Source organism: Haematobacter sp., assembly GCF_032102465.1.
In the GTDB taxonomy this organism is placed as follows: Bacteria; Pseudomonadota; Alphaproteobacteria; order Rhodobacterales; family Rhodobacteraceae; genus Haematobacter.
The window spans coordinates 33,640-57,251 of sequence record NZ_DAMDHB010000026.1; the positions used below are offsets into that span (position 1 = coordinate 33,640).

At 65.4% G+C, this 23,612-nt stretch carries 24 protein-coding genes; 14 read left to right on the forward strand and 10 right to left on the reverse strand.

Features of this window, described 5'->3' with window-relative positions; all coding sequences use genetic code 11:
- The first annotated feature begins 144 nt into the window (after nucleotides 1-144).
- A complete protein-coding gene (gene ctaA / locus RT513_RS14870) occupies nucleotides 145-1,305 on the forward strand; it encodes a heme A synthase (RefSeq protein ID WP_290685353.1) in 1,161 nt (386 codons plus the stop codon).
- Nucleotides 1,302-2,780, forward strand: a complete 1,479-nt coding sequence (locus RT513_RS14875; protein WP_313534132.1) for a carboxypeptidase M32 — start codon at nucleotides 1,302-1,304, stop codon at nucleotides 2,778-2,780. Before ctaA ends, RT513_RS14875 begins: the two co-directional genes overlap by 4 nt.
- On the opposite strand, the gene RT513_RS14880 is transcribed toward RT513_RS14875, so the two are convergent.
- Nucleotides 2,768-3,475, reverse strand: a complete 708-nt coding sequence (locus tag RT513_RS14880; protein ID WP_290685355.1) for a GntR family transcriptional regulator — start codon at nucleotides 3,473-3,475, stop codon at nucleotides 2,768-2,770. The two genes, RT513_RS14875 and RT513_RS14880, sit on opposite strands and share 13 nt — an antisense overlap.
- Before the next feature lie 212 nt (nucleotides 3,476-3,687).
- Between RT513_RS14880 and RT513_RS14885 the strand changes: the two genes are divergently transcribed.
- From RT513_RS14885 to RT513_RS14905, 5 genes are read left to right on the forward strand one after another with little or no spacing between them, the layout of a single operon-like run.
- Nucleotides 3,688-4,662: an ABC transporter ATP-binding protein gene (locus RT513_RS14885; RefSeq protein ID WP_035743122.1), complete on the forward strand. Its 975-nt coding sequence runs from the start codon at nucleotides 3,688-3,690 to the stop codon at nucleotides 4,660-4,662.
- Between the two features lie 22 nt (nucleotides 4,663-4,684).
- Nucleotides 4,685-5,950 (forward strand): PotD/PotF family extracellular solute-binding protein, encoded by a 1,266-nt coding sequence (locus RT513_RS14890; RefSeq protein WP_290685358.1) that lies wholly within the window; start codon nucleotides 4,685-4,687, stop codon nucleotides 5,948-5,950.
- A complete protein-coding gene (locus tag RT513_RS14895) occupies nucleotides 5,931-6,899 on the forward strand; it encodes an ABC transporter permease (protein WP_256947269.1) in 969 nt (322 codons plus the stop codon). The genes RT513_RS14890 and RT513_RS14895 overlap by 20 nt, the downstream gene beginning before the upstream one ends.
- Nucleotides 6,899-7,735, forward strand: a complete 837-nt coding sequence (locus RT513_RS14900) for an ABC transporter permease (protein ID WP_290685362.1) — start codon at nucleotides 6,899-6,901, stop codon at nucleotides 7,733-7,735. The genes RT513_RS14895 and RT513_RS14900 overlap by 1 nt, the downstream gene beginning before the upstream one ends.
- A gap of 3 nt (nucleotides 7,736-7,738) precedes the next feature.
- The gene (locus tag RT513_RS14905) at nucleotides 7,739-8,386 is read left to right on the forward strand and encodes an aspartate/glutamate racemase family protein (protein WP_290685364.1); all 648 of its coding nucleotides are present in this window, start codon (nucleotides 7,739-7,741) and stop codon (nucleotides 8,384-8,386) included.
- Between the two features lie 138 nt (nucleotides 8,387-8,524).
- Here the strand turns inward: RT513_RS14905 and RT513_RS14910 are convergent, their stop codons facing one another.
- Nucleotides 8,525-9,313, reverse strand: coding sequence for an enoyl-CoA hydratase (locus RT513_RS14910; protein ID WP_290685366.1), 789 nt, complete (start codon nucleotides 9,311-9,313; stop codon nucleotides 8,525-8,527).
- Between the two features lie 67 nt (nucleotides 9,314-9,380).
- Between RT513_RS14910 and RT513_RS14915 the strand changes: the two genes are divergently transcribed.
- The 3 genes from RT513_RS14915 (at nucleotide 9,381) to rpsI (ending at nucleotide 10,929) form a co-directional block, all read left to right on the forward strand.
- Complete coding sequence (locus RT513_RS14915; protein ID WP_179209144.1) at nucleotides 9,381-9,788, forward strand: PaaI family thioesterase; 408 nt, start codon at nucleotides 9,381-9,383, stop codon at nucleotides 9,786-9,788.
- A gap of 168 nt (nucleotides 9,789-9,956) precedes the next feature.
- Nucleotides 9,957-10,421: a 50S ribosomal protein L13 gene (gene rplM / locus RT513_RS14920; protein ID WP_035705529.1), complete on the forward strand. Its 465-nt coding sequence runs from the start codon at nucleotides 9,957-9,959 to the stop codon at nucleotides 10,419-10,421.
- A 4-nt stretch (nucleotides 10,422-10,425) separates the two neighbouring features.
- A complete protein-coding gene (gene rpsI / locus RT513_RS14925) occupies nucleotides 10,426-10,929 on the forward strand; it encodes a 30S ribosomal protein S9 (protein WP_088214977.1) in 504 nt (167 codons plus the stop codon).
- 84 nt (nucleotides 10,930-11,013) lie between these two features.
- Here rpsI and RT513_RS14930 read toward each other — a convergent pair whose 3' ends face one another.
- On the reverse strand, nucleotides 11,014-13,017 hold the full coding sequence (locus tag RT513_RS14930; protein ID WP_290685371.1) for an acyltransferase family protein: 2,004 nt from the start codon (nucleotides 13,015-13,017) through the stop codon (nucleotides 11,014-11,016).
- 132 nt (nucleotides 13,018-13,149) lie between these two features.
- Here RT513_RS14930 and RT513_RS14935 point away from each other — a divergent pair, with 132 nt between their 5' ends.
- The 4 genes from RT513_RS14935 (at nucleotide 13,150) to RT513_RS14950 (ending at nucleotide 17,943) form a co-directional block, all read left to right on the forward strand.
- Entirely contained in the window at nucleotides 13,150-14,604 is a 1,455-nt protein-coding gene (locus RT513_RS14935) for an aldehyde dehydrogenase family protein (RefSeq protein WP_290685373.1), read from the forward strand.
- Nucleotides 14,605-15,107: 503 nt separating this feature from the next.
- Complete coding sequence (locus RT513_RS14940; RefSeq protein ID WP_290685375.1) at nucleotides 15,108-15,989, forward strand: ABC transporter permease; 882 nt, start codon at nucleotides 15,108-15,110, stop codon at nucleotides 15,987-15,989.
- The gene (locus tag RT513_RS14945) at nucleotides 15,986-16,792 is read left to right on the forward strand and encodes an ABC transporter permease (protein ID WP_088214980.1); all 807 of its coding nucleotides are present in this window, start codon (nucleotides 15,986-15,988) and stop codon (nucleotides 16,790-16,792) included. Before RT513_RS14940 ends, RT513_RS14945 begins: the two co-directional genes overlap by 4 nt.
- A 68-nt stretch (nucleotides 16,793-16,860) precedes the next feature.
- The gene (locus tag RT513_RS14950) at nucleotides 16,861-17,943 is read left to right on the forward strand and encodes an ABC transporter ATP-binding protein (RefSeq protein ID WP_409518420.1); all 1,083 of its coding nucleotides are present in this window, start codon (nucleotides 16,861-16,863) and stop codon (nucleotides 17,941-17,943) included.
- Nucleotides 17,944-17,945: 2 nt separating this feature from the next.
- Here RT513_RS14950 and RT513_RS14955 read toward each other — a convergent pair whose 3' ends face one another.
- The 7 genes from RT513_RS14955 to RT513_RS14985 form a co-directional block, all read right to left on the reverse strand.
- Nucleotides 17,946-18,356 carry a GNAT family N-acetyltransferase gene (locus tag RT513_RS14955; RefSeq protein ID WP_290685377.1) on the reverse strand — a complete coding sequence of 137 codons (411 nt, stop codon included), beginning with the start codon at nucleotides 18,354-18,356 and terminating at the stop codon, nucleotides 17,946-17,948.
- A 9-nt stretch (nucleotides 18,357-18,365) separates the two neighbouring features.
- Nucleotides 18,366-18,980, reverse strand: a complete 615-nt coding sequence (locus RT513_RS14960; RefSeq protein WP_290685379.1) for a TetR/AcrR family transcriptional regulator — start codon at nucleotides 18,978-18,980, stop codon at nucleotides 18,366-18,368.
- A complete protein-coding gene (gene ppk2 / locus RT513_RS14965) occupies nucleotides 18,973-19,854 on the reverse strand; it encodes a polyphosphate kinase 2 (protein WP_290685381.1) in 882 nt (293 codons plus the stop codon). The genes RT513_RS14960 and ppk2 overlap by 8 nt, the downstream gene beginning before the upstream one ends.
- Before the next feature lie 47 nt (nucleotides 19,855-19,901).
- Nucleotides 19,902-20,873: an alpha/beta fold hydrolase gene (locus tag RT513_RS14970; protein WP_290685383.1), complete on the reverse strand. Its 972-nt coding sequence runs from the start codon at nucleotides 20,871-20,873 to the stop codon at nucleotides 19,902-19,904.
- Nucleotides 20,860-21,786: a homoserine O-succinyltransferase gene (gene metA / locus RT513_RS14975; protein WP_290685385.1), complete on the reverse strand. Its 927-nt coding sequence runs from the start codon at nucleotides 21,784-21,786 to the stop codon at nucleotides 20,860-20,862. The genes RT513_RS14970 and metA overlap by 14 nt, the downstream gene beginning before the upstream one ends.
- Nucleotides 21,787-21,812: 26 nt before the next feature.
- Nucleotides 21,813-22,685 (reverse strand): ATPase, encoded by an 873-nt coding sequence (locus RT513_RS14980; protein ID WP_290685390.1) that lies wholly within the window; start codon nucleotides 22,683-22,685, stop codon nucleotides 21,813-21,815.
- Between the two features lie 83 nt (nucleotides 22,686-22,768).
- Nucleotides 22,769-23,612, reverse strand: an 844-nt coding sequence (locus tag RT513_RS14985) for an outer membrane protein transport protein (protein ID WP_313534133.1), incomplete at its 5' end; no start/stop codon positions are given.

Consider the following 23,612-nt stretch of genomic DNA (forward strand, 5'->3'; position numbering starts at 1 on the left):
TGCGGGCTAGCGCGAGCCGTTTCATGCCGGGGGTCGCGGGGGGCGTCCCCCGCGCCGCCGGAGGCGCTGCGCCGTCCTTCGGGGCTTGCGGCGGAGAAGTGTCGAAACTAGGTTCGCCGCCGCAAGTCAGGGTCCGGAGACATCATGGCCGAGAAGCGCAAGACCCCAACCCGCGCCATCTTCGAAGAGGTCGCGACCGAAACCCGGATCGAGGCCGCGCGCCCCGGCCGCATCGGAGAGGGCCGCAGCGGTGCGCGCGGCGCCATCCGCATCTGGCTGCTGATCCTCTTTGCACTCGTCGCGGCGATGATCATCGTGGGCGGGCTGACACGCCTGTCCGACGCGGGGCTGTCCATTACCGAATGGCGCCCCGTCACGGGCGCGCTGCCGCCGATGAACGATGCGGCCTGGCTGGCGGAGTTCGAGAAATACCGCGCAAGTCCGCAGTATCAATACATGAACGCGGGCATGAGCCTTGAGGCGTTCAAGCAGATCTACTGGTGGGAATGGGGGCACCGCCTGCTGGGCCGCCTGGTGGGGCTGGTCTGGGCGCTCGGATTCTTCGGCTTCCTGATCGCGCGCAAGATCCCCGCGGGCTGGACGGGCAGGCTGCTGCTTCCCGGCGTGCTGGGCGGGGTTCAGGGCGCGATCGGCTGGTGGATGGTCGCCTCCGGCCTGACGGGAGAGATGACCTCCGTCGCCTCCTACCGGCTGGCGATCCATCTTGGCCTTGCCTTCGTGATTCTCGGCTTCCTGTGGTGGTATGCACTGCTTCTGGGCCGGTCGGAGGCCGATCTGCTTCAGGCCCGCCGCGCGCGGGAGCCGAAGTTGTTCTCCATGTCCACCGGCCTGATGCATTTCGCCTTTCTCCAGATTCTCATCGGCGCGCTGGTCGCGGGGATCGACGCGGGCCGCAGCTTCACCGACTGGCCCCTGATGGACGGGGCATTCTTCCCGCCCGGCGGGTTCTACATCGAGCCGTTCTGGCGGAATTTCTTCGAGAATCCGGGCGTGGTGCAGTTCATGCACCGCATGGTGGCCTATCTGCTGTTCGTCTTCGGCATCGTGGTCTGGGCTCGCGGGCGGCGGAGCAGCCATGCCGCGACGCGTGCCGCGTTCAACATGGTGCTGGCGGCGCTGCTCCTGCAGGTGGTGCTGGGCATCGCCGCGGTGCTGACGGGCGCGCAGCTTCACGCGGCGATCACCCACCAGCTCGGCGCGATCCTGCTCTGGGTCATGATCATCCGGGCGCGGTATCTGTCGCAATATCCGATCCAGACCTCCATCCGGGGGACGCGGGCATGAGCGCGCTGTCCGACCTGTTCGCCTTCCAGCGGGAGACGGAGGCGCTGGCCCAAGTGGCGGAGCGGCTGGGCTGGGATCAGGAGACCGTCATGCCCCGCGGCGCCTATGCCCAGCGGGGGGAGGAGACGGCGGCGCTGGAGGGGGTGCTGCACGCGCGCCGCACCGATCCCCGCATCGGCGAATGGCTGGCGGCGCTCGATACCGTCCGGCTCGCTCCGGCGGAGGCGGCGCAGGTTCAGCGGATCCGGCGCGCGCATGAGCGGCAGATGCGTGTGCCGCTGCGGCTGGCCACGGCGCTGGCGCGCACCACGAGCATGGCGCAGGGGCTCTGGGCCGATGCGCGGGCGCGGGAGGACGTGGCGGGCTTCCTGCCCACGCTCTCCGAAGTCGTCGCGCTGAAGCGTGAGGAAGGGCAGGCGCTGGCAGGAGGCGGCGACCCTTACGACGCGCTGATGGAGGATTACGAGCCCGGCGCAACGGGGGAGGAGACCGCCGCCCTGTTCGGGCGGATGCGGCCCCGCCTCGTTGCGCTGCGCGAGGCGATCCTTGCATCGGACCGTGGCGCCTCCGCCCTGTCGGGGCGGTTCGATGAGGCGGCCCAGATGGCGCTCGCCACAGAACTGGCGGGCGTTTTCGGCTATGACTGGGGGCGCGGGCGGCTGGACAAGGCCGTGCATCCCTTCTCCTCCGGCTCCGGTCAGGATGTGCGGATCACCACCCGCACCGATCCCGCCGATCCGCTGAACTGCATCTATTCGACCATCCACGAGACGGGCCATGCGGTCTATGAACAGGCGGTCGATCCGGCCTACCTGCTCACCGCCATCGGCCACGGCGCGTCGATGGGCGTACATGAGAGCCAGAGCCGCATCTTCGAGAACCAGCTTGGCCGCAGCAGCGCCTTTACCGGCTGGCTGTCCGGCCGCATGGTGGAGTTGTTCGGAGAGAACGCGCCTTCCGATCCGGCGGAGTTCGACCGCGCCGTCAACCGCGTCCACCCCGGCTTCATCCGCACGGAGGCGGACGAGGTGCATTACAACCTGCATATCATGCTGCGCTTCGATCTGGAACGCGCGCTGATCCGGGGGGAGATGGAGGCGGCCGATCTGGAGGAGGCGTGGAACGCCCGCTTCGCCCGCGACTTCGGCCAGCAGGTCACCCGCCCGAGCCAGGGGGTGCTTCAGGATGTGCACTGGCCGGTGGGGCTGTTCGGCTATTTCCCGACCTATGCGCTTGGCAATGTCTATGCGGGCTGCCTTCATTCGGCGATGCGCCGGGATCTGCCGCAACTGGACGGCGATCTCGCGCGCGGGGATCTCGCGGCGCCGCTGCACTGGCTGAAGGAGGCGGTGCAGCGGCATGGCGGCCTTTACGAGCCGCGCGACCTCATCGCCCGCGCCACCGGAGAGCCGCCGTCGGAGGGGCCGCTGCTCGACTATCTGGAAGCCAAGTTCGGGCGGCTTTACGACCTCTGACCGGTCAGCGCCTCGCGCAGCGATCCCGCGGGCAGGGCGGGATGGCCGAGATCGAGGGAGGAGAGCAGGTCCGACAGGTGATGCGCCATCGCGATCTCCGCCCGCGCGCCATCGCCTGCCGCAATGGCGTGCAGGAGGTCACCATGCGCGTGGCTGTCGCAGATGGCCTGCCGCCGCTGCCAGTAGAGCGCGATGATGAGCGATGAGCGCGACACGAGCGAGGCCACGAACTCGCAGATGATCGACTGTCCGGCGAGCCGCGCGACCTCCACGTGGAACCCGCCGGAGAGATACAGCGCCCGCCCCGTATCGCCCGACGCGAGAGCTGCCTGTTCCGCGGCGATATGGCCCGCCAGCCGGTCTATGTCCGCGGGCGTGGCCCGTCCGGCGGCCAGGCGGGCGGTGCGGGGTTCGAGGATCTGCCGGGCCTCGAACACCTCCTGGGCCTCGCGGGCGGAGGGCCGGGCCACAAAGGCGCCCCGGTTGCGTTTCAGGACGATCAGATGGTCATGCGCCAGCCGCTGAAAGGCCGCGCGGACCACCGTCCGGCTCACCCCATAGACCTCTCCCACCTCGTCCTCCGACAGTTTTGTACCGGGCAGGACGCGGTGTTGATGGATGGCCTCCGCCAACCGGGCCGCGATGGCGTCGCTGCTCGCCGTGGAGGGGGAGGAGGGGGGTGCTGTCTGTTCCACCCTTCCGACTCCACAGGTTCTGCAGGGTCTCGGCAAGAGGCGAAGATCGGCAACAGGATTGTATACGATTTCCGACGCGGCTTTGCGCGCCGCCGCCGGCTGCCTGCCCAAATTTGGCGCAAATCCTGTCTCGGCCTGCTGCAGGAGCGAAATCCGTTCGCGGGGCCGGAGGAGTCCCGCATGATCGCGGGGTCGCCATCGGGAGCAGGGCCATGCGCAGCGGACAGGATCTGGAACTCGTCAGCCTCACCAAGCGATACGGCCAGACCACGGCGGTCAACCGGGTGAGCCACCTGTTTCCTGCGGGAACCTATGTCTGCCTGCTGGGCCCCTCCGGCTGCGGCAAATCCACCACGCTCCGCATGATCGCGGGCCATGAGAGCGTGTCGGACGGGGCGATCGTCCTTGCAGGCGCCGACATCTCTCATCTGCCGCCCGCGCGGCGCGGCACGGCGATGATGTTCCAGAGCTATGCGCTGTTCCCGCATCTGAGCGTGACCGACAACGTGGCGTTCAGCCTGAAGATGAAGGGTGTCGATCAGGCGGCGCGGCGCAAGCGCGCGGGCGAGATGCTGGAGCTTGTGGACATGTCGCGCTTTGCCGAGCGCAGGCCGGCGCAGCTTTCGGGCGGGCAGCAGCAGCGCGTGGCCCTGGCCCGCGCGCTCATCACCGATCCGCAGGTTCTTCTGCTGGACGAGCCGCTTTCGGCGCTGGACCCGTTCCTGCGCCTGAAGGTGAGGGCGGAGCTGAAGCGGCTTCAGCGGGAGCTGGGCATCACCTTCATCCATGTCACCCATGGTCAGGACGAAGCGATGGCGCTGGCCGACGAGATGGTGCTGATGAACAACGCCGTCATCGAACAGTCCGGCACCCCGCAGGAGATGTTCAACGCCCCGCGCACGGAATTCGTCGCGCGCTTCATGGGCGGGCACAACGTGGTGTCGTTGCCGCAGGGGCGGTTCGCCGTCCGTGCGGACGAGGTGCGGATCGCGCCCTCGGGGACGGATGCCGTCGTGCGCAGCGTCGAATATCAGGGCGCGCATGTCGCCGTCACCAGCATGGCGGCAGGTGAGCAGGAGATCCTCGCGCTGATCCCCGAGGGCGTCTTTTACAGAGATCCGAAGCAACCGGGCGACGCCGTGCGTCTTGCCTGGGACGAAGGGCGGCAGCACCGCCTTCTGGCCTGATCCAACGGAGAGGACAAGGAACATGAGCAAGATCGGTTACAGCCGGCGCGGTGTGTTGAAGGCGGGGGCGGCTGCGGCCGCGGCCTCCGCCTTTCCCGCGCCGATGATCTGGGCGCAGGAGATCAGGAACATCACGCTGCGCCAGTTCGGCACGGGCGTGTCCAACATCAACGAAGTGGCGCAGAAGGTGAAGGAGGACCTCGGGTTCACGCTGGAGATGACCGCGCTCGACAGCGACGCGGTGACGCAGCGCGCCGCGACCCAACCCAACAGCTTCGACATCGCCGATATCGAATACTGGATCTGCAAGAAGGTCTGGCCGACCGGCAACCTTCAGGCGATGGATACGGCCAAGATCAAGCTCTACGACAAGATCGTGCCGCTGTTCACGACCGGCAAGCTCACGCCGGAGTCGGTGATCGCGCAGGGTACTGCGCCGCATACGGTCGGCTTCGTGGAGGCGCAGGGCTCCAAGACCTTCGCCAAGGAACCGACGCAGTGGATGACCCTCATTCCCACGATCTACAACGCCGATACGCTGGGCATCCGCCCGGACATCATCAACCGCCCCATCACCCAGTGGAAAGAGCTGCTGAACCCGGAGTTCAAGGGCAAGGCCTCCATTCTCGACATCTCCGCCATCGGGATCATGGACGCGGCGATGGTCTGCGAGTCGATGGGGGCGATCAAATACGGCGACAAGGGCAACATGACCCGCGAGGAGATCGACAAGACCCTTGCGATCTTCACGGAGGCCAAGCGCGCTGGACAGTTCCGCTCCTTCTGGAAGACCTTCGATGAAAGCGTGAACCTGATGGCCTCGGGAGAGGTGGTCATCCAGTCCATGTGGTCGCCGGCGATCACGGCGGTCAAGACGCGCGGCATCCCCTGCGTGTATCAGCCGCTGGAGGAAGGCTACCGCAGCTGGGGCGGCGGGATCGGCCTGTCCAAGGCGCTGGACGGGGCCAAGCTGGACGCGGCCTATGAGTATATCAACTGGTATCTCTCCGGCTGGGTCGGCGGCTTCCTGATGCGGCAGGGCTACTATTCCGCCGTGCCGGAAACCTCGAAGGAGCATATGGACGCCAACGAATGGGGCTACTGGTTCGAGGGCAAGCCCGCGACGGCCGACATCGCCAACCCCTATGGTCAGGTCATGGCCAAGGCGGGCGAAAGCCGCGATGGCGGTTCGTTCTACGAACGCATGGGCCATGTCGCCTGCTGGAACTCCGTCATGGATGAAAACCAGTACATGGTAAGGAAATGGAATGAGTTCATCGCGGCCTGAGGTCTCTCCCCTTCAGGCGATGGCGGCGGAGGCGGCCCGGCAGGCCGTCTCCCCTTCCGGGCCGGACAGGGGCAGTCTGACGGCTCCCGTGCGGAGGGCGCGGTCGGCCAATTTCACCGGTTGGCTGCTGGCCTCTCCGCTGGCGGTGGTGCTGCTGGTCTTTCTGATCCTGCCCATCGCGATGATCGTGGCGGTGAGCTTCTGGAGCGCCACCGAATTTACCATCGTTCCCGATTTTTCCTTTGAGAATTATGAATTCCTATTCGGTTCGCCGGTGACCTACCGGGTCTTTCTCAACACGTTCAAATATGCGCTCATCACCTGGGCGGCGACGCTGCTCATCGGGTTCACCGTTGCCTATTTCCTGGCTTTCCATGTTCGCAGCCAGGGATGGCAGACCGTGCTGTTCCTGCTTTGCACGATACCGTTCTGGACATCGAACATCATCCGCATGATCTCCTGGATCCCGTTTCTGGGGCGCAACGGGCTGGCCAATTCGGCGCTGATCTCCTGGGGGGTGATCGACGAGCCGCTGGAATGGCTGCTGTTCTCCGACTTTTCGGTGATCCTCGCCTTCGTGCATCTGTACACGCTGTTCATGGTCGTGCCGATCTTCAACACGATGATGCGGATCGACCGCAGCCTGATCGAGGCGGCGAACGATGCGGGCGCATCCGGCTGGCAGATCCTGTGGAACGTCATCATCCCGCTCTGCAAGCCTGGCATCATGATCGGCACGATCTTTGTCGTAACGCTGGTGATGGGTGATTTCATCACCGTCCGGTTCATGTCCGGCTCGCAATCGGCCAATGTGGGGCGGCTCATCTCCAACGACATCGCCCTGCTGCAATATCCGTCGGCCGCGGCGACGGCGGTGGTGCTGCTCTGCACCGTGCTGATCGTGATCGGCATCATGCTGCGCTTCGTCGATATCAGGAAGGAGCTGTGATGGAACGGCGTCCGTGGTCCTTCTATGCGCTGGCGGCGTTCTTTACGCTGTTTTTGCTGTTTCTTTACGGGCCGACCATCACCATCGCCATCCTGTCCTTTCAGGGGCCGGAGGGCGGGTTGACCTTTCCGATGCGCGGCGTCTCGCTCCACTGGTTCCGCGACCTGTTCGAGCAGCAGGCGGTCGGCGACATCTGGGGCGCCTTCCGGCGGAGCCTGGCGCTCGGCCTCATGGTGATGGTGGCGACGGTGGTGATCTCCGTCATGGGCGGTCTGGCGTTCCGCAAGCGGTTCACCGGGTCGGGCCTGGTGTTCTATCTCATCATCACCAGCCTCGTCATTCCCTCCATTCTCGTCTCGCTCGGAGTCGGGCTGATCTTCTCCCAATCGGGGCTTACGGTGCATTGGGCGACATCGGGCTTCGGCGCGCAGCTGACATGGACGCTGCCCTTCGGGCTGCTGATCATGTTCGCCATCTTCAACCGCTTCAACCCGGCCTATGAGGAAGCGGCGCGCGATCAGGGGGCGACGGCATGGCAGACGCTCTGGCATGTGGTCATCCCGATCATCGCGCCGTCGCTGATCGGGGTGGCGCTGTTCGGCTTCACGCTCTCCTATGACGAATTCGCGCGGACGCTGCTGACGGCGGGCAGCTACAACACGCTGCCGCTGGAGATCTACGGGATGACCACCAATGTCACCACGCCGGTGATCTTTGCGCTGGGGACGCTGACGACACTGTTTTCCTTCCTTGTGATCGGGGTTTTCGTTCTGGCTCTTGCCATTGCCGCGAAACGGCGGGCAAAGCTCCTCTCCGATGCGGGGAGAGGGGTCTAGGGTTTGCGACTGCTGTTCATCAATCCGAATGCCACGGTCAGCATGACGGAGGCGGTGGTGGCGACCGCCTGCGCGCTGACGACGGCAGAGGTCGCCGGCTGGACCAACCACGACGGACCTCCGGCCATCGAGGGGGCGGAGGACGGGGAACGCGCGGTTCCGGGCGTTCTCTCCCGGCTGGAGGCGGCGCGGGACTGGGGGGCGGATGCGATCGTCATCGCCTGTTTCGACGATACCGGGCTTGAGCGGATCCGGGCCAGTGCCCATTGCCCGGTGATCGGCATCGGCGAGGCCGCGTTTCACATGGCGGCCCTGATGGCGCCCCGCTTCCGGGTGATGACCTCGGTGGAGGCGGCACTGCCGGTGATCGGGCAGAACATATCCGCCTATGGGTTCGCGCCGCGGTGCGCGGGTCTGCATGCCAGCGGGATCCCGGTGCTGGACCTCGACAGCGGCACGGAGGAGGTGGTGGACCGCCTCGCCGCCGCGATCCGGGGCGCCGGTGGAGACGATCCCGTGGTGCTGGGCTGCGCGGGGATGAGCGCGCTGCGCCCGCGGCTCGCCGCGCGGCTTTCCATGCCGCTGGTGGACGGGGTGGCCGCGGCGGCGCTGCTGGCGGAAAGCCTCGCCCGGCTCCGCAGCGCCGCCTAGCAGGGGGCTGAAAAGGGCCTCCAGGTCTGCGCGGGAGCGGAAATCCTCCGCAATCCGGGGAAATCCAGCCCGAAATCCACGCATTGCCGGTAGTTCCGGGGCTGATTTCCGGATTTTTAAAGCTTATTCAGCAGCCTGCTAGACCGCCCAGTCTGGTTTGCGCTTGTCCAGAAAGGCGCAGATACCCTCGTTCGTGTCGGCGTGGAGCATGTTCTCCACCATGACGCCACCGGCGAGGGCGTAGGCATCCTCCAGCGGCAGACCGATCTGGTCGTAGAAGGTCCGCTTGCCGATCCGCACCGCAGTGCCGAGCTTGCCTGCAACCGTGGCGGCAAGCCGCGCCGTCTCCTCCGACAGCCGTTCGGCCGCGACGACCCGGTTGACGAGGCCCAGCTCCCGCGCGCGGGCGGCGTCGATGAACTCCCCCGTGGTCAGCATCTCGAACGCCTGCTTCCGCGCGATGTTGCGGGTCAGCGCGACCATGGGCGTGGAGCAGAATAGCCCGATGTTCACCCCGTTCACGCCAAAGTGCGTGCCCTCCGCCGCCACCGCCATGTCGCAGGAGGCGACGAGCTGACAGCCCGCCGCCGTGGCGATGCCATGCACCTCGGCGATCACGGGCTGGGGCAGGCGGGGGATGGCGGTCATCACCCTTGCGCAACGGTCGAACAGGTCGGCAAAGGCCGCAGCCCCGCCATCGGGCGCTGCGCGCTTCGCCTGCATTTCCTTCAGGTCATGCCCTGCGCAGAACGCCTTGCCTGCCCCCCGCAGCACGACGGCACGGATGCTCTCGTCCTGCGAAAGCGCGCGGAATGCGTCGGAAAGGGCGGCCAGCATCGCATCCGACAGGGCATTGAGATTGGCCGGACTGTTCAGCGTGAGCGTGGCGACCCCGACGTCATCCGACCGCAAGAGTATATCATCCATTGTCATTCCTCCCCGTTGCCGGAACTGTAGCGCGCGAAAAACGGGGGAGGAAGCCGTGGCGCTGACAATGACGATGACCGGGCTTGATGCCTTCATGCACGCACAGTTCCCGCAGGTGGCGGCGGATTTCGCCATCGATGCCCTGGGGGAGGAGGAACTGGTCACCCGTCTGCTGGTGGGGGACAGGCATCTGCGGCCGGGCGGCACCGTCTCCGGCCCCGCCATGTTCGCGCTGGCGGATGTGTCGGTCTATCTCGCCATCCTTGCCAGGATCGGGCCGAAGGCGCTCACGGTAACGACGAACTGTTCCATCGACTTCCTGCGCAAGCCCGTCTCCGGTGCGGACCTGATCGCGCGGACACGGATACTGAAGCTCGGCCGGGTTCTGGCGGTGGGGGACGTGCTTGTCTTCTCCGACGGGCAGGAAGAGCCAGTGGCGCGGGCGACACTGACCTATTCGATCCCGCCGAAATGAGGTGAAATGTGGGGTATTGTAATACCTATTTTTCAAGTAATTGAAATCTATAAGAAATTACTTGCATCACGTGCTTGACTGTGCAGCGAACTTCTATAGAACACCGCAATCCGAATTCTCGGAGTCCGGTCCCGGCCGGGCTCTCTGCAAACGAACGGGATCTGGACCATGAAGACCTTCACCGCGACGCCTGCGGACATCGAGAAGAAGTGGATCCTGATCGACGCCGAAGGCGTCGTTCTGGGCCGCCTCGCCACGATCGTCGCCAACCGCCTCCGCGGCAAGCACAAGCCGACCTTCACGCCGCACATGGACATGGGCGACAACGTGATCATCATCAACGCCGACAAGGTGCAACTCACCGGCACCAAGCGGGATGACAAGAAATACTACTGGCACACCGGCTATCCGGGTGGGATCAAGGACCGCACCGCGCGTCAGATCCTCGAGGGCAAGTTCCCGACCCGCGTGGTCGAGAAAGCCGTGCAGCGCATGCTGCCGGGCGGCAAGCTCTCGCGCCAGCAGATGACCAACCTGCGTATCTATGCGGGCGCCGAACATCCGCATGAAGCCCAGCAACCCGAAGTGCTGGACGTCAAGACGCTGAACCCGAAGAACACCCGGAGCGCGTAAGTAAATGGCCGAAGACATCAAAACCCTCGATGACCTGAAATCGGTTGTCTCCGGGTCCGCCGCCGCCGTGGCCGACGAAGCCCCGCGTGAGCCCGTGCGTGACGAACTTGGCCGGTCCTACGCCACCGGCAAGCGGAAGGATGCGGTCGCCCGCGTCTGGATCAAGCCGGGTTCCGGCAAGTTCCTCATCCGCAACAACAAAGGTGAGTTCATCGACTACACCGCGTATTTCGCGCGCCCGGTGCTCCAGATGATCCTGCGCCAGCCGTTCCAGGTCGCCAATGTCGAAGGTCAGTTCGACGTGATGGCCACGGTTGCGGGCGGCGGTCTTTCCGGTCAGGCCGGTGCGGTGAAGCACGGCATTTCCAAGGCGCTGCAACTCTACGATCCCACGCTGCGTTCGGCGCTGAAAGCTGCAGGCTTCCTGACCCGCGACAGCCGCGTCGTCGAACGGAAGAAATACGGCAAGGCGAAAGCCCGCCGGAGCTTCCAGTTCTCCAAACGCTGATTTCGCGTCGATATTCGGAAAGGCCCGCCCCCTGTGGCGGGCCTTTTTGTTTGCGCGCGTGGCGGGAACCTCCCTTGCCAACCGTCAGCGGCTGGCCTGTTCCCGATCAAGGGCGCGGATGGCGGCCACGATCTCCGGCGCGACCAGAGCCGCACCTTCCGGCGAGGGGTGATTGTCGTCGAAGTAGAACATCTTTCCGCCGAAGGCATTTGCGCAACGGTTTGGAATGAATGTGTCGCAGAGCAGCCTGTCCGGGCGCACGCGGGCAATACGCGGGCTGTGGATCGCGTCGAAGGCGGTGATGATGGCATCGGAACGGCGATGGAAAAATGTCCTGCTGGTGGAGATTGCCGGTTGTGCCTCCGGGTCGAACATCAACTCCCGCGCAACGCGGAGCGGCACTTTCCATCCCGCCTCCGGATAGGGATAGACCAGAACGACGTTGAACCGCTCCGCCAGCGCGGCGACCTGCGTGGCATAGGCAGAAATGACCCGGGCCTCCCGCTCGCCGTCGAAGGGATCGCCGGGAGGGAGCGCGGCCACGTCCATCGGTATGGGCGGTCCCGGTTCATTGCCGCCCTCGCCATTTCGCGCCCTGAGCCCGCTCGCATAGACCGGCCATCGCGCGGCAAGGACCACCGTTCTGACGCCGGACTGTTCCAGCCAGTCCAGATAGGCGCGATTATATGCGTCGCAACTGCGCGAGGGCAGCTTGTCGAGCCGGACAAGACCGGGCACGGGCGGACAACCGGCATATCCCGAAACGTAGCTGCCGATGCCCATCCCGGTCAGCATCGCCTGCAACGGCGGGGCGAGACTGGTGGCGTGGCTGTCGCCCATGATCGCGACCTGCGGGCCGGATTCACCGGCGGCACAGGTGCGGACCGGGTGGATGGGCGGGGGATCGTTGTCGGCGGTCAGACAATGGCCGCGATACCGCTCCCGCCCCGCCAGAAGCTCCGTGGCCCATGGCATACGCTCAGGGAACCCTTCCGCCTTGCGGATCCCGATGCCGGCGGCGGAGAAAAGCACGATCCCCACGACCGCTGTGGCAAGCGGCAGGCGACGCCCGGCGAGCAGGGGGGCGCCGCCGCGGAACGGCTGCTCTACCCAGCGCCAGCTCAGCCAGCCAAGCAGGACGGAGGCGATGACCAGCAGCGCCATCACGCCCGCACGGGGTTCCTCCGCCAGCCGAAGCCGCGTGAAGGCCATCAGCGGCTGGTGCCACAGATAGGTGCTGTAGCTGATGAGGCCGAGCCACACGACCGGCCGGAGTGAGAGGATCTGCCCCACCCGCGTGCCCTGACCGCCCCATACCAGCACCAGCACCGCCCCGAGAACCGGCAGCAGCGTCGCGAGCGACGGCGAGGGCATCCCCGGCAGCAAGAGGAGCGATACGAGGATCATCGCCAGCCCCAGCGCCGCGGGACCGCCACGCGGCGCCTGCGGGCGAAGGCGGATGCCGAGGGCTGCAAGCGACCCGGCCAGAAGCTCCCATATCCGCGACGGGGTGAAGAAGAAGTTCTCCTCCGGCCGGATGCGCCAGCCCACCTCCGCCAGCGCGAGGGAGGCAAGCGCGATCACGCCCAGCACGATGAGCGCGATCCTCCGTCCGCCGCGTGTGACCAGAAGGAAAAGGAGCGGCGGGAAGACCAGGTAGAACTGCTCTTCGATGGCCAGGCTCCATGTGTGAAGCAGGGGCTGCAACTCTGCCGCGGTGCTGAAATAATCCGCGTGTCGGGAGAAGTGAACATTGGAAAGGAACAGCGCTGCTGCCGCGATGCTCCGCCCGAAATCCGCGAAGTCCGCCGGAAGCATCCATACCCAGGCGACGGGGATGCAGGCCGCGAGCATCACGAAAAGCGCGGGAAGGATACGCCGCGCCCGGCGCACGTAGAACTCCGTCAGGCTGTAGCGACGCGCTTCGATGTCCTGAATGAGGATACCGGTAATGAGAAAGCCGGAGATGACGAAGAAGATATCGACGCCGATATAGCCACCGCCGAAGAAGGGCGCACGCGCGTGGAACAGAACGACCGTCGCAACGGCAATGGCGCGCAGGCCGTCGATCTCTGGGCGATATTTCATGTGGGGGCGGCTCTCCTGACCGCGAAGAGACTGGTGGACCTTCGGCGGTAGTCAAGGGGAGACGCCGCCTGTGTCTGGCAAAGCTTGACGCAACTCATCCCTGCAAGCGATGGTATCTGGCGGAGGTGCCCCATGCGCGACACGATCGATTCCGAGAAACTCGTCACCCATTACGTCGATGGCCACTGGATCGCGCCGCTCTCCACGGAGGCGTTTCCCTTCGAGACGCCGCATGACGCGGCGGTGCGGGGAAGTATCATCCTTGCCGGTGCGCAGGATGTGGCGCGCGCGCTCGATGCGGCGCGGCGCGCTTTCGCCGGTTTCTCCCGCACCTCCAAGGCGGAACGGCTGGCATTGCTGCGGCGGATTCACGATCTGACGCAGGAGCGTATCGGCGACCTCGCCCAGGCGATTTCCCTGGAAATGGGCGCGCCGATCGACATGGCCCGAAGAGCGCAGGCGGGGGCGGGCGTCGGTCATGCCGCGGGCTTCATCGAGGCGCTGGAGGGGATGGAGGAGGAGGAACGGCTCACCAACGGCGACCTGCTGATCCGCGCCCCGGTGGGGATTTCGGGGCTCATCACGCCGTGGAACTGGCCGATCAACCAGATCTCGCTGAAGGTGCTGCCGGTGATCGCGACAGGCGGCACCTGCGTGCTGAAGCCGTCTGAATACACGCCGCTTTCCGCCATCGTCTATATGGAGATCCTCGACGCGGCAGGGGTGCCTGCGGGCGTGGTCAACATGGTGCAGGGGAACGGGCCGGGAGCGGGCGTCGCGCTTTCCACGGACCCGTTGGTGAGCCATGTCTCCTTCACCGGCTCCACGCGGGCGGGGCGGGCCGTCGCCGATGCCGCGGCGGAGGACATCCGGCGCATCACGCTGGAACTCGGGGGCAAGTCGGCGAACCTCGTCTTTGCCGATTGCGGATCGGACCTCGAGCAGCGCGTGCGCGACAGCGTGGCGGAATGCTTCCTGAACTCCGGCCAGTCCTGCGATGCTCCGACACGGATGCTGGTGGAGCGAGGCGTCTATGACCGGGTGGTTGAGATCGCGGCCGATGCGGCGGCGAACACCGTGCTTGGCCTGCCCTCGGAACCGGGCGATCACATCGGCCCGCTGGTCAACGCCACGCAGTTCGAGCGGGTGCAGGACCTGATAGCCGCCGGTGTGTCGGAGGGCGCGCGGGCCGTGGCGGGCGGCCCGGGCCTCGCGCCCGGTTTCAATGCGGGCTACTGGGTCCGGCCGACGGTCTTTGCCGATGTGACCCCCGACATGCGGATCGCGCGGGAGGAGATTTTCGGCCCCGTCCTTTCCATCCTCCCGGTGGACGGGGAGGCGGAGGCCATCCGCATCGCCAACGATTCGCCCTATGGCCTCGCCGCCTATGTGCAGACCGGCGATATGGAGCGGGCCGGACGGGTCGGCCGCGCGCTCGACGCGGGGGCGATCCATGTGAACGGCACGGGCATGGGCTGGGGCTCTCCCTTCGGCGGCTGGAAGCAATCGGGCCTCGGGCGAGAGGGCGGCAGGCTCGGCATCGAAGCGTTCCAGGAGGTAAAGACTCTGCATCTGCCGCAGGGCTGACAGCACCGCGCCGGGGTTGCACCCGCGGCTGGGGCCGTTTCGCGCGCTCGGACAGGTGGGAGCCTCTGCCGCCCGTTTCCGCCGAAGGGCAGGGCGGCCACGCCCCCGGGACGCGTGTCTGGGACTGTGCGCAAGCTCGGTGATCATGAGCAGGCACAGCAGGCCGGGAGATGCGCCCGGCGCATGTGATACCTCCATCACCACGGCCATCGCGCGCGGAACCTGCAATATGTCAGCAAGAGGCATATCCACGGCTGCCGCCCACCCGGAGACGCGTCATGCAGTGGCGCCGCATCACATCTGGCTCGCCCCGCGACACGGATATCCCGCCGCATATCCGCGGCTCCCGCCCGACCGGGGGCGCGCCTGCATGTGCCTTCGGATTGAGCAGCGGATGAAGAAAACGCCACCGGGGCGCAATGCCGCGCGGGAGCAGGCTTTTCTCCGGCGGTGGTTTCTGCCTAAATCGCCGGAAGGACCGGAAACGGCGCAGGGACAATGGGATGGCCAACAGGGTGAACCGCTTCAGCGAACCCGAAGTGAAGAGCGGCTATGCGCTGATCGCGCCGCCGTTCATCTACTCGGTGCTGCTTCTGGCGGTGCCGGTCGGGCTGATCGTGCTCTACAGTTTCTGGACGGACGGCTATCTGGAGATCATCAAGACCTTCACGATGGAGAACTATATCGCCGCCTGGACGGAGCCGCTCTATCGGCAGGTCATGCTCCGCTCCCTCGGTGTCGCGGCGATGGTGACGCTGGTGACTGTGGTGCTGGCCTATCCGGTGGCATATTACGTGTCCTTCCACGTCAGCGGCTCCAGAAAAGCGCTGTGGCTTTTCCTCATCACCATCCCCTTCTGGACGAGCTACCTGATCCGGGTGTTCCTGTGGAAGGTGATCCTTGGCTACAACGGCGTGCTGAATACCGGGCTGATGAAGCTCCGCCTGATTGATGAGCCGCTCACCTTCCTGCTCTACAATGTGAATTCGGTGGTCATCACGCTGGCCCATGCCTATGCGCCCTTCGCGATCCTGCCGATCTTCGTGGCGCTGGAGAAGATCGACCGCTCGCTGCTGGAGGCATCCCAGGATCTGGGGGAGGGCAAGGTGATGTCCTTCCTCCGGGTGACGCTGCCGCTTTCCATGACGGGGGTGATCGCTGCGGTGATGATCGTGTTCATCCCCACCATCGGGGATTACGTGACGCCGAACCTCGTCGGAGGGCCGCAGGGGCAGATGATCGCCAACGTCATCCAGCTTCAATACATGCGGCTCGACAACTATCCGCTGGGATCGGCGCTGGCCGTCTCCGCCATGCTGATCGTCGCGGCGGTGTCGCTGGTGTTCCTGTTCCTCAACCGCCGCTTCCTGAAGGGGTCGAAATGAAAGCGGGCGGCCTGCGTATCTACGCCTATCTCTACCTGCTGTTTCTGTACGCGCCGATCATTCTGCTGCCGCTGTTCGCCTTCAACGACGGCACGATCATCGCCTTTCCGCTGAACGGCTTCACGACGAAATGGTTTGATGAGCTGTGGACCATTCCCGCGCTGCATCAGGCCGTCAAGAACAGCCTCATCATCGCGATTTCCTCGGCGGTGTTCTCCACCATGCTCGGCATCTTCGCAGCGCGCGCCATCACACGCTACGACTTCCCCGGCAAGGCGGCGATGAGCGGGCTGATCATGCTGCCGCTGGTGCTGCCGGAGGTGATCGTGGCGGTGTCGCTGCTGGTCGTGCTGCTGGCCATGGGCATCCCGCTGGCCTTCTGGACGGTGATCTTCGGACATGTGCTGATCTGCACGCCCTATGCGGTGGCGATCCTGTCTTCGGCCTTCTCCTCGCTCGACCGTTCGCTGGAGGAGGCGTCCATTGATCTGGGCGAGACGCGGATGTCCACCTTCCGCCTCGTCACGCTCCCGCTGGTGGCGCCGGGGATCGTGTCGTCGCTGCTGATCGGCTTCACCATCTCGCTCGACGAATTCATCATCGCCTACTTTCTCACCGGATCGCAGCCGACGCTGCCGGTCTATATCTTCTCCCAGTTCCGCTTCCCGGCGAAGGTGCCGGTGGTCATGGCGCTGGGGACAATTCTCGTCATCCTGTCCGTCGTGCTCCTGACCCTCGCCGAGATGTTCCGCCGGCGCGGTGTCCGGCGGCGCGGCGGGGTCGATACCGGAGGCTTCCTGTGACGCTCTCGCCCGCTCCCACCTCCCGCACCCCCCGTCCGGGGCAGCGTGTGCAGCCTTCCGGCCGCCCGATCATCGAGTTGAGGGACGTCCAGAAATACTACGGCGATTACCACGCCCTCCGTGGCATCACCGCCGATATCCGGCAAGGGGAGTTCTTCTCGCTGCTCGGCCCGTCCGGTTGCGGCAAGACGACCCTGCTCCGCACCATTGCGGGGTTCGAGGACTTGTCCTCCGGCACCGTTCTGATCGACGGCAAGGACATGGCGGGCGTCCCCGCCAACCGGCGGCCCACCAACATGGTGTTCCAGTCCTATGCGATCTTTCCCCATCTTTCTGTGGAGGAGAACGTGGGCTTCGGCCTTCGTCGCGATCCTGGCACGAAGGAGGAGAAATTGCGTCGGGTGGGCGAGGCGCTGGAGATGGTCGGGCTTTCCGGCTACGGCAAACGGGCGGCGCATGCGCTCTCGGGCGGGCAGCGGCAGCGGGTGGCGCTGGCGCGCGCGCTCATCCTGAAGCCCAAGGTTTTGCTCCTGGACGAGCCGCTCTCCGCGCTCGACAAGAAGATGCGGGAGCAGATGCAGGTCGAACTCATCAAGCTCCAGCGGCAAGTGGGGATCACTTTCATCCTCGTCACCCACGATCAGGAGGAGGCGCTGGTCATGTCCGACCGCATCGCCGTGATGTTCGAGGGGCAGATCGCGCAGATGGACGACCCCGAAGTGCTCTACCGGCGACCGAAGACCCGCGCCGTGGCGGATTTCATCGGCATGATGAACTTCCTGCCCGCGGAGGTGCTGTCCGATAGCGGGGGCCGGGCCGAGGTGCAGTCACCGGGGCTTGGCCGGTTCACGCTGGAGGATGCACAGGCGCCGGGTGGCGTGCGGGTCGGCGCGGCCAGCATCGGCATCCGGCCGGAATCCATGTCGCTGATCTATGGCGACGAGGCGATCAATCCGGCCCAGCAGGTTTCCGAAGGCGTGGTGGACGAGGTCGTCTATTACGGTGATATGACCTATTACGACGTGCGTCTGGACGGGTTGGAGGAGCCGGTTCGCCTGTCGATGAAGAACCTGATCTCCCGTCCCGTGCTGGACCGCGGCGTGCGGACGCGGGTCGCCTGGGATCCGCGGTCCGCCGTGCTCTTCGTCTGAGATCAGGGCAGCAGGATCGCCATGCCGATGGACGCGGGCGCCACCGGCGCAAAGCCGTATTGCGCGTAGAGGTGGCGCGCCTCGCCATCGGCGATGAGGCTGACATAGGCCCCGGGGGCCAGTTCCTTCAGGCGCGTCATGATCCGCGCCATGATCGCCTTGCCGAGCCCCTGGCCCTGATGACCCGGCTCCACCGCTATATCGACGATCTGGAACACGGTTCCCCCGTCACCGATCACCCGGCCCATGCCGACGGTGCGCCCGGCCTCCGTCACGCAGACCCCGAGGACGGAATTCGGCAAGCCGATCCGCGCGGCGGCAAGCGACTTCGGTGAGAGGCCGGAAACCTCGCGCAGACGGCAGAAGTCCTCCGCCGTGGGCAGGCTGTCGAGCAGGGTGTAGCGGTCGTTCATGGTCTCACCTCAGTTATCGGGCGGCAGCAGGCCAAGCCCGCGAAGATAGATGCCGATCCCCGCTTCCAGGAGTTCCTCCGGCGGGAAGGGGGATCGGGCACCCGGCGCACCCCGGCCGTAAAGCTCCACCACGCCATGGCTCATCGCCCAGATATGCGCGCTGAACATGGAGGCGGGCGGGCGTTTCTCGGGGGGGATGTTTTCCGAAAGCCGCACTGCGGCGCGCTCCAGCACGCCCCGCGCGCGCGCCGCCGCATCGGCAAGGCCGGGCGAGATGTTGGGGGAAATCCCGCTTTCGAACATGGCGATGTAGTGGCCGGGAAACTTGCGGGCAAAGGCGATGTAGGCGCGCCCCGTCGCCTCAAAGGCCGCGAGCGCCGTCGGCCCGCTGTCAAAGGCGAATTCCATCAGGTCGGCGAAGATTTCGTACCCCTGCCGCGCGCATTCGGCGATCAGGTCGTCGCGCCCCGCAAAATGCCGATAGACCGCCGCAGGCGTCACACCGGCAGCCTTCGCGGCTTCCGACAGGGTGAAGCCCTGCGGTCCCTTCTCCTCTATCAGCTTCAGCGCCGCATCGACCAGCGCCTGACGGAGGTTGCCGTGATGATAGCCGCGCTTAAGCATCCAGCATGTCAAGCCCGCCGCAAATCTTCGGGTCGGGCTGGCCGATGGCCTTCTTGTCGCGCCCCTCGTAGTCGAGGCTGAGCAGGATGGACTGAACCACCGCGATCCGCTCCCGCCGCTTGTCGTCGGAGCGCACGATGGTCCAGGGCGCGAAGTCGGTATGGCTGGTGATCAGCGTCTCGCGGATGGCGGCGCTGTAATCATCCCAGCGTTTCAGCCCCTCGACGTCGATATTGGAGAGCTTCCACTGCTTGAGCGGATCCTGTTCGCGCTGGAGAAACCGGCGGAGTTGCTCGGCTCGTCCCACGCTCAGCCAGACCTTCACGAAGGTGATCCCCTCGCTGACGATCATCTGCTCGAACGGCGGGAGCTGGCGGAAGAACTGGGCGCGTTCCATGTCGGTGCAGAAACCGAAGACCTTCTCCACCACGCCCCGGTTGTACCAGCTCCTGTCAAAGAGCATGATCTCTCCGGCGGCGGGCAGGTGCTGCACGTAGCGCTGGAAATACCACTGCGTCGCCTCGCGGTCGGAGGGTTTGGACAACGCGACGGTATGGGCCACGCGCGGGTTCATGTTCTCTGTCACCGCCGCGATGGTGCCGCCCTTGCCGGCGGCATCCCGCCCCTCGAACAGGATCATGAGCCGTGACCCCTTGCGCCGCACATGCGAGACGAGCTTCGCCAGCTCTATCTGAAGCGGCTCCATCAGCGCGTCGTATTCGTCCCGGGAAAGCTCGGTGGGATAGGGATAGTCCTTGGCAAGGACATCCTTCTTGCCCGCTTTCTTGATCGCCTCGCGGACCTCCTTTGGAGCATCCTTTTCGTAGTAGGCAGAAATAGCACCATCGAATGGCAGCTTGCTTTTGTCAGTCATGGCATTCCCCCGCTATGTCGCTGGCCCGGACATGCCCACTATCCAGATCATCGCTCCGACGGCAATGGGCGTGCAGCGCCCGCGGAGCGAAGCCGCGCCCGTTGTATCGCGGCGATCACCGCGTCGGGGTGGGTGTGATGGAGCATGTGCCCGGCATGCGGGATCACGCTCAGCACCGCCGACGGCACATCGATCGCCAGCGCCTCGCCGTTGCGGCGAACGGGCACGATGGCATCCGCATCGCCGTGGAGCACCTCCACCGGCAGGATCAGTCCGGGATACCCCTGCCGCAACCGGCGGAGCGCCCGGCTGAGGCCCGCCACCTGCCGGGCATTGGCGGTGAAGCTCGCAGGGCGGAGCGTGAGCGCCAGCCCCGCTGTCTGCGCATAATCGCCGGGCGCGAGCTGGGGGGCAAACGCGGGGCCGAAGGCGGCGCGCATCATGCGCGGCGTGGACCATGCGGTGAAGAACGGCGCGGAAAGCCGACCGGCAAAGGCCGTGGCCAGCAGCCGCGTGGTGAGCGCGACGGGCCGGGGATACGGGTGAGTCGCCGCGCTGATCGCCACCACAGCCCTGACCCTGCCGGGACGCTGCATCGCCCAGGCAAGCGCCACGGCGCCCCCGTAGGAATGACCGACCAGGATCGGATTGCGAAGCCCCAGCTTGTCCGCCGCCGCGCTCAGGAACTCAGCCTGTGCCGCAGGATCGGTTTCCCGGTCGATCCCGCCTGTCCAGCCGAGAGAGGGTCGGTCGAAGACAGTGACGCGGAACGCATCCACAAGGCGGGGCAACAATGCGGAGAAGTCGCGGTGATTGCCGCTCGCCCCGTGGATGAGCACCAGGTCCGGCCCATGCCCGCGGGTGACCGCCTCCACCCGTATGCCGTCTATGGTGAGCGGGGGACCGACGGCAGGATACTCCGCCTCCGCCCGCAGGGTGTTCCGCTTCGCCCGATGGCGGGTGAGGAGCGCGAAGCCCCCGCCTGCCACGAGGGCGATGAGGAGGCTACCGCTCGCCAATCTCTCTCATGTCATAAGAAGTGGACTGGTAGATTTCGTTGATCCAGTTGCCGTAGAGCAGATGGGCGTGGCTCCGCCAGCGGTTGACAGGCGGGCGGGCGGGATCGTCGTCGGGGTAATAGTTGAGCGGCACGTTGATGGTTTTTCCCTGCACCACATCCCGGTCGTATTCTTCCTTCAGAGTATGAGTATCATACTCGAAGTGATTGAAGATATAGAGCGCGCGATGGGCCGGATCCTCCACCAGACAGGGGCCGACCTCATGGGAGCCGAGGAGCGTGACCAGCCCTTCATGCGCGTCGATCTCTGCCTGCCGCATTTCTGTCCAGCGGCTGACAGGAATGACGAAGTCGTCGGAAAAGCCGCGGAGATAGGGGGAGGAAGGCGACATGTTGGTGTGACGGAAGCATCCGAAGGACTTGGCTGGCAGGAGGTGCTTCTGAACGCCGTGAAAGTGGTTGATCATCGCCATTCCGCCCCAGCATACGCCAAAGGTGGAGTGGACATTGCGCTGCGTCCAGTCGAAAACCTCGCGCAGTTCATCCCAGTAGGTCACATCTTCGAAGGCCAGATGCTCGATGGGCGCGCCGGTGACGAGCAGGCCGTCGAACTTCTCGCCCGATGCCTTCACATCCTGGAAGGGGCGGTAGAACTCCTCCATATGCTCGGCGGCGGTGTTCTTCGTCTGATGCTCCGACATGCGGATGAGGTGCAGGTCGATCTGCAGCGGGGTGGCGCCGATCAGGCGGGCGAACTGGTTCTCCGTCTGGATCTTCTTCGGCATCAGGTTCAGCAGCCCGATACGCAAGGGGCGGATGTCCTGCCGCGCGGCCCGATCGTCCGACATCACCATGACGCCCTCTCGCGACAGGACATCGTAGGCGGGCAGGTTCTCGGGCAGTTTGATCGGCATGATGCGGCTCCTTCCAGAGCGGCGAGTTATGCTCTCGCGCGTTTGTCCTCAAGCCCTCTCGCGACAAGGGCCGCGAAATCATCGGACGATCTCACCCGCGCTACATCCTCCGCATCGAGGCTGATACCCCAGTTCCGCGCCATGGCGGCATAGCGCGGCTGGCGGTGGGCGAGGGCGCGGGCATAGGTCCAGCGGACGAAAGCGTCGGGATCGACCTCCGTCTCTCCCAGACCGGTATCAGTCAGATAGGTCGCCCAGGCGTCATGGAGGAAGGAGGGCTGGTAATACATCGGCTTCGGCGCCCGGTCGAAGCGCCGGACGAGTTCCGCGGTATGCGCCTCCGACCCCTTAATCCAGATGAGCAGGGCACGGGAGGCGAGCGCCGTCAGCACCGTGTCCTCCGGGTCGTCGGGCTCCACGACCTCGCAGATGGATCCGCCGGAGTCACAGACGAAATGCGGATAGCCATAGATATCCTCTGACCGGTCGATGAAGCGCCCGGTATCGAGCAGCGAGGCGATCTCCGCCTCCCGGTGCTGCTCCTGCCGCTTCATGTATTCGGCGAAGGGCAGGCCGCCCTTCTCCGGGTTGCCGGGTTTGCCGAGATAGGTCGAAAGCGGTGCGAGGTTGTCGAAGGTGATGTTGGAGCCGATGAAGATCGAGTCGCTCATCAGAAGCTCGCGCAGGAACGGGTTCCGCATCGCTTCGCGCTTGAAGTTATCGACGATGTATTCGCCCATGTAGCGCGTGCCGATGCGATAATCGACGGAGTAGTGGAACCAGCGCCCACTGTCGCGCAGGATGTTGGAAACATGGGTCTTGCCAAGCCCAGACATGCCGAACAGCAGCACCCGTTTCGCAGGCGCGTCGAGCCAGTCGCGGGCGGTGGCGTAGATCATGATCCCTCCGGTTTTGCCGGAGGGATAACCGCTTCGATCCGGCATGGGTAGCCCCGTTCGCGCGGGAACGGGGCGGTTGGCAATCAGAAGGCGTAGCCCACTTTCATGGCGGCCAGCAGACCTTTCTGGTTGAAGGTCGCGGTATAGGCTCCGCCGATGTTCGTCTCGCTGTCCCGCATGTCGAGATAGGAGAGGCCAGCCGTCACCTTCATCGGGCCGTGGGTATAGGTTCCGGCCAGGCCGATGCTCCGACGCCCGTTGGGCGGCCCGAGGTTGGAGGAATAGCCGTCCATCGCGGTCTCATAGCCGAACAGCACGGCGCCGGACCAGGTTTCGTTGAACTTGTGGCCAATGCCCACCACGACGGTCGTGGTATCGTCTTCATACCCCACCAGCGGCCCGCCCGTCAGCATGTTGTAGGCCGGCGGATTGATATCGAATTTGGACCATTCCACCCAGCGGATGGAGCCGAAGGCCAGCCAGTCGGGCGCGATGCCGGTCTGAAACTCGAGCTGAACCGACTTCGGGATGGTGGTGGTGAAGCGCGTGTCGCCCACGAACGTATCCCGCGCCCCGAAATCATGATCGATGGGGGAGGTATAGGTCAACGCGACCCGAACCGCATATTCCGGGATCTCGTAGGCCACCCCGGCCAGCCAGCCCAGATCGGTCTCCGAATCCGTCTGCAATCCGTAGGTGAACCGCGGCGTGTTCAGATTCACGTGCCCGGACGTCCGCAGCACGCGCAGGCCGCCATAGATGCTGAAATTCTCGTTGAACTTGTAACGCGCCATCAGGGTCGCGCCGTTGGAGCGCACCTTGGCCCGCGTTCCCGCGAGGGGGTAATACGTGTCGGACGGATAGCTTACATCGGTCGTGTCGCGAATGTGGTGGAAATTGCCGAGCAGCGGGCTCCGGGCATGTGAC

What these genes read in the sequence shown, in the direction of transcription:
- RT513_RS14945 (WP_088214980.1), top strand. Translation starts at nt 15,986, where the DNA reads ATGAAAGCGGGCGGCCTGCGTATCTACGCCTATCTCTACCTGCTGTTT.
- ctaA (WP_290685353.1), top strand. Translation starts at nt 145, where the DNA reads ATGGCCGAGAAGCGCAAGACCCCAACCCGCGCCATCTTCGAAGAGGTC.
- RT513_RS14900 (WP_290685362.1), top strand. Translation starts at nt 6,899, where the DNA reads ATGGAACGGCGTCCGTGGTCCTTCTATGCGCTGGCGGCGTTCTTTACG.
- RT513_RS14980 (WP_290685390.1), bottom strand. Translation starts at nt 22,685, where the DNA reads ATGATCTACGCCACCGCCCGCGACTGGCTCGACGCGCCTGCGAAACGG.
- RT513_RS14895 (WP_256947269.1), top strand. Translation starts at nt 5,931, where the DNA reads ATGAGTTCATCGCGGCCTGAGGTCTCTCCCCTTCAGGCGATGGCGGCG.
- RT513_RS14955 (WP_290685377.1), bottom strand. Translation starts at nt 18,356, where the DNA reads ATGAACGACCGCTACACCCTGCTCGACAGCCTGCCCACGGCGGAGGAC.
- RT513_RS14940 (WP_290685375.1), top strand. Translation starts at nt 15,108, where the DNA reads ATGGCCAACAGGGTGAACCGCTTCAGCGAACCCGAAGTGAAGAGCGGC.
- RT513_RS14910 (WP_290685366.1), bottom strand. Translation starts at nt 9,313, where the DNA reads ATGGATGATATACTCTTGCGGTCGGATGACGTCGGGGTCGCCACGCTC.
- metA (WP_290685385.1), bottom strand. Translation starts at nt 21,786, where the DNA reads ATGCCGATCAAACTGCCCGAGAACCTGCCCGCCTACGATGTCCTGTCG.
- RT513_RS14930 (WP_290685371.1), bottom strand. Translation starts at nt 13,017, where the DNA reads ATGAAATATCGCCCAGAGATCGACGGCCTGCGCGCCATTGCCGTTGCG.
- rpsI (WP_088214977.1), top strand. Translation starts at nt 10,426, where the DNA reads ATGGCCGAAGACATCAAAACCCTCGATGACCTGAAATCGGTTGTCTCC.
- RT513_RS14875 (WP_313534132.1), top strand. Translation starts at nt 1,302, where the DNA reads ATGAGCGCGCTGTCCGACCTGTTCGCCTTCCAGCGGGAGACGGAGGCG.
- RT513_RS14935 (WP_290685373.1), top strand. Translation starts at nt 13,150, where the DNA reads ATGCGCGACACGATCGATTCCGAGAAACTCGTCACCCATTACGTCGAT.
- RT513_RS14915 (WP_179209144.1), top strand. Translation starts at nt 9,381, where the DNA reads ATGACGATGACCGGGCTTGATGCCTTCATGCACGCACAGTTCCCGCAG.
- RT513_RS14885 (WP_035743122.1), top strand. Translation starts at nt 3,688, where the DNA reads ATGCGCAGCGGACAGGATCTGGAACTCGTCAGCCTCACCAAGCGATAC.
- RT513_RS14890 (WP_290685358.1), top strand. Translation starts at nt 4,685, where the DNA reads ATGAGCAAGATCGGTTACAGCCGGCGCGGTGTGTTGAAGGCGGGGGCG.
- ppk2 (WP_290685381.1), bottom strand. Translation starts at nt 19,854, where the DNA reads ATGACTGACAAAAGCAAGCTGCCATTCGATGGTGCTATTTCTGCCTAC.
- rplM (WP_035705529.1), top strand. Translation starts at nt 9,957, where the DNA reads ATGAAGACCTTCACCGCGACGCCTGCGGACATCGAGAAGAAGTGGATC.
- RT513_RS14960 (WP_290685379.1), bottom strand. Translation starts at nt 18,980, where the DNA reads ATGCTTAAGCGCGGCTATCATCACGGCAACCTCCGTCAGGCGCTGGTC.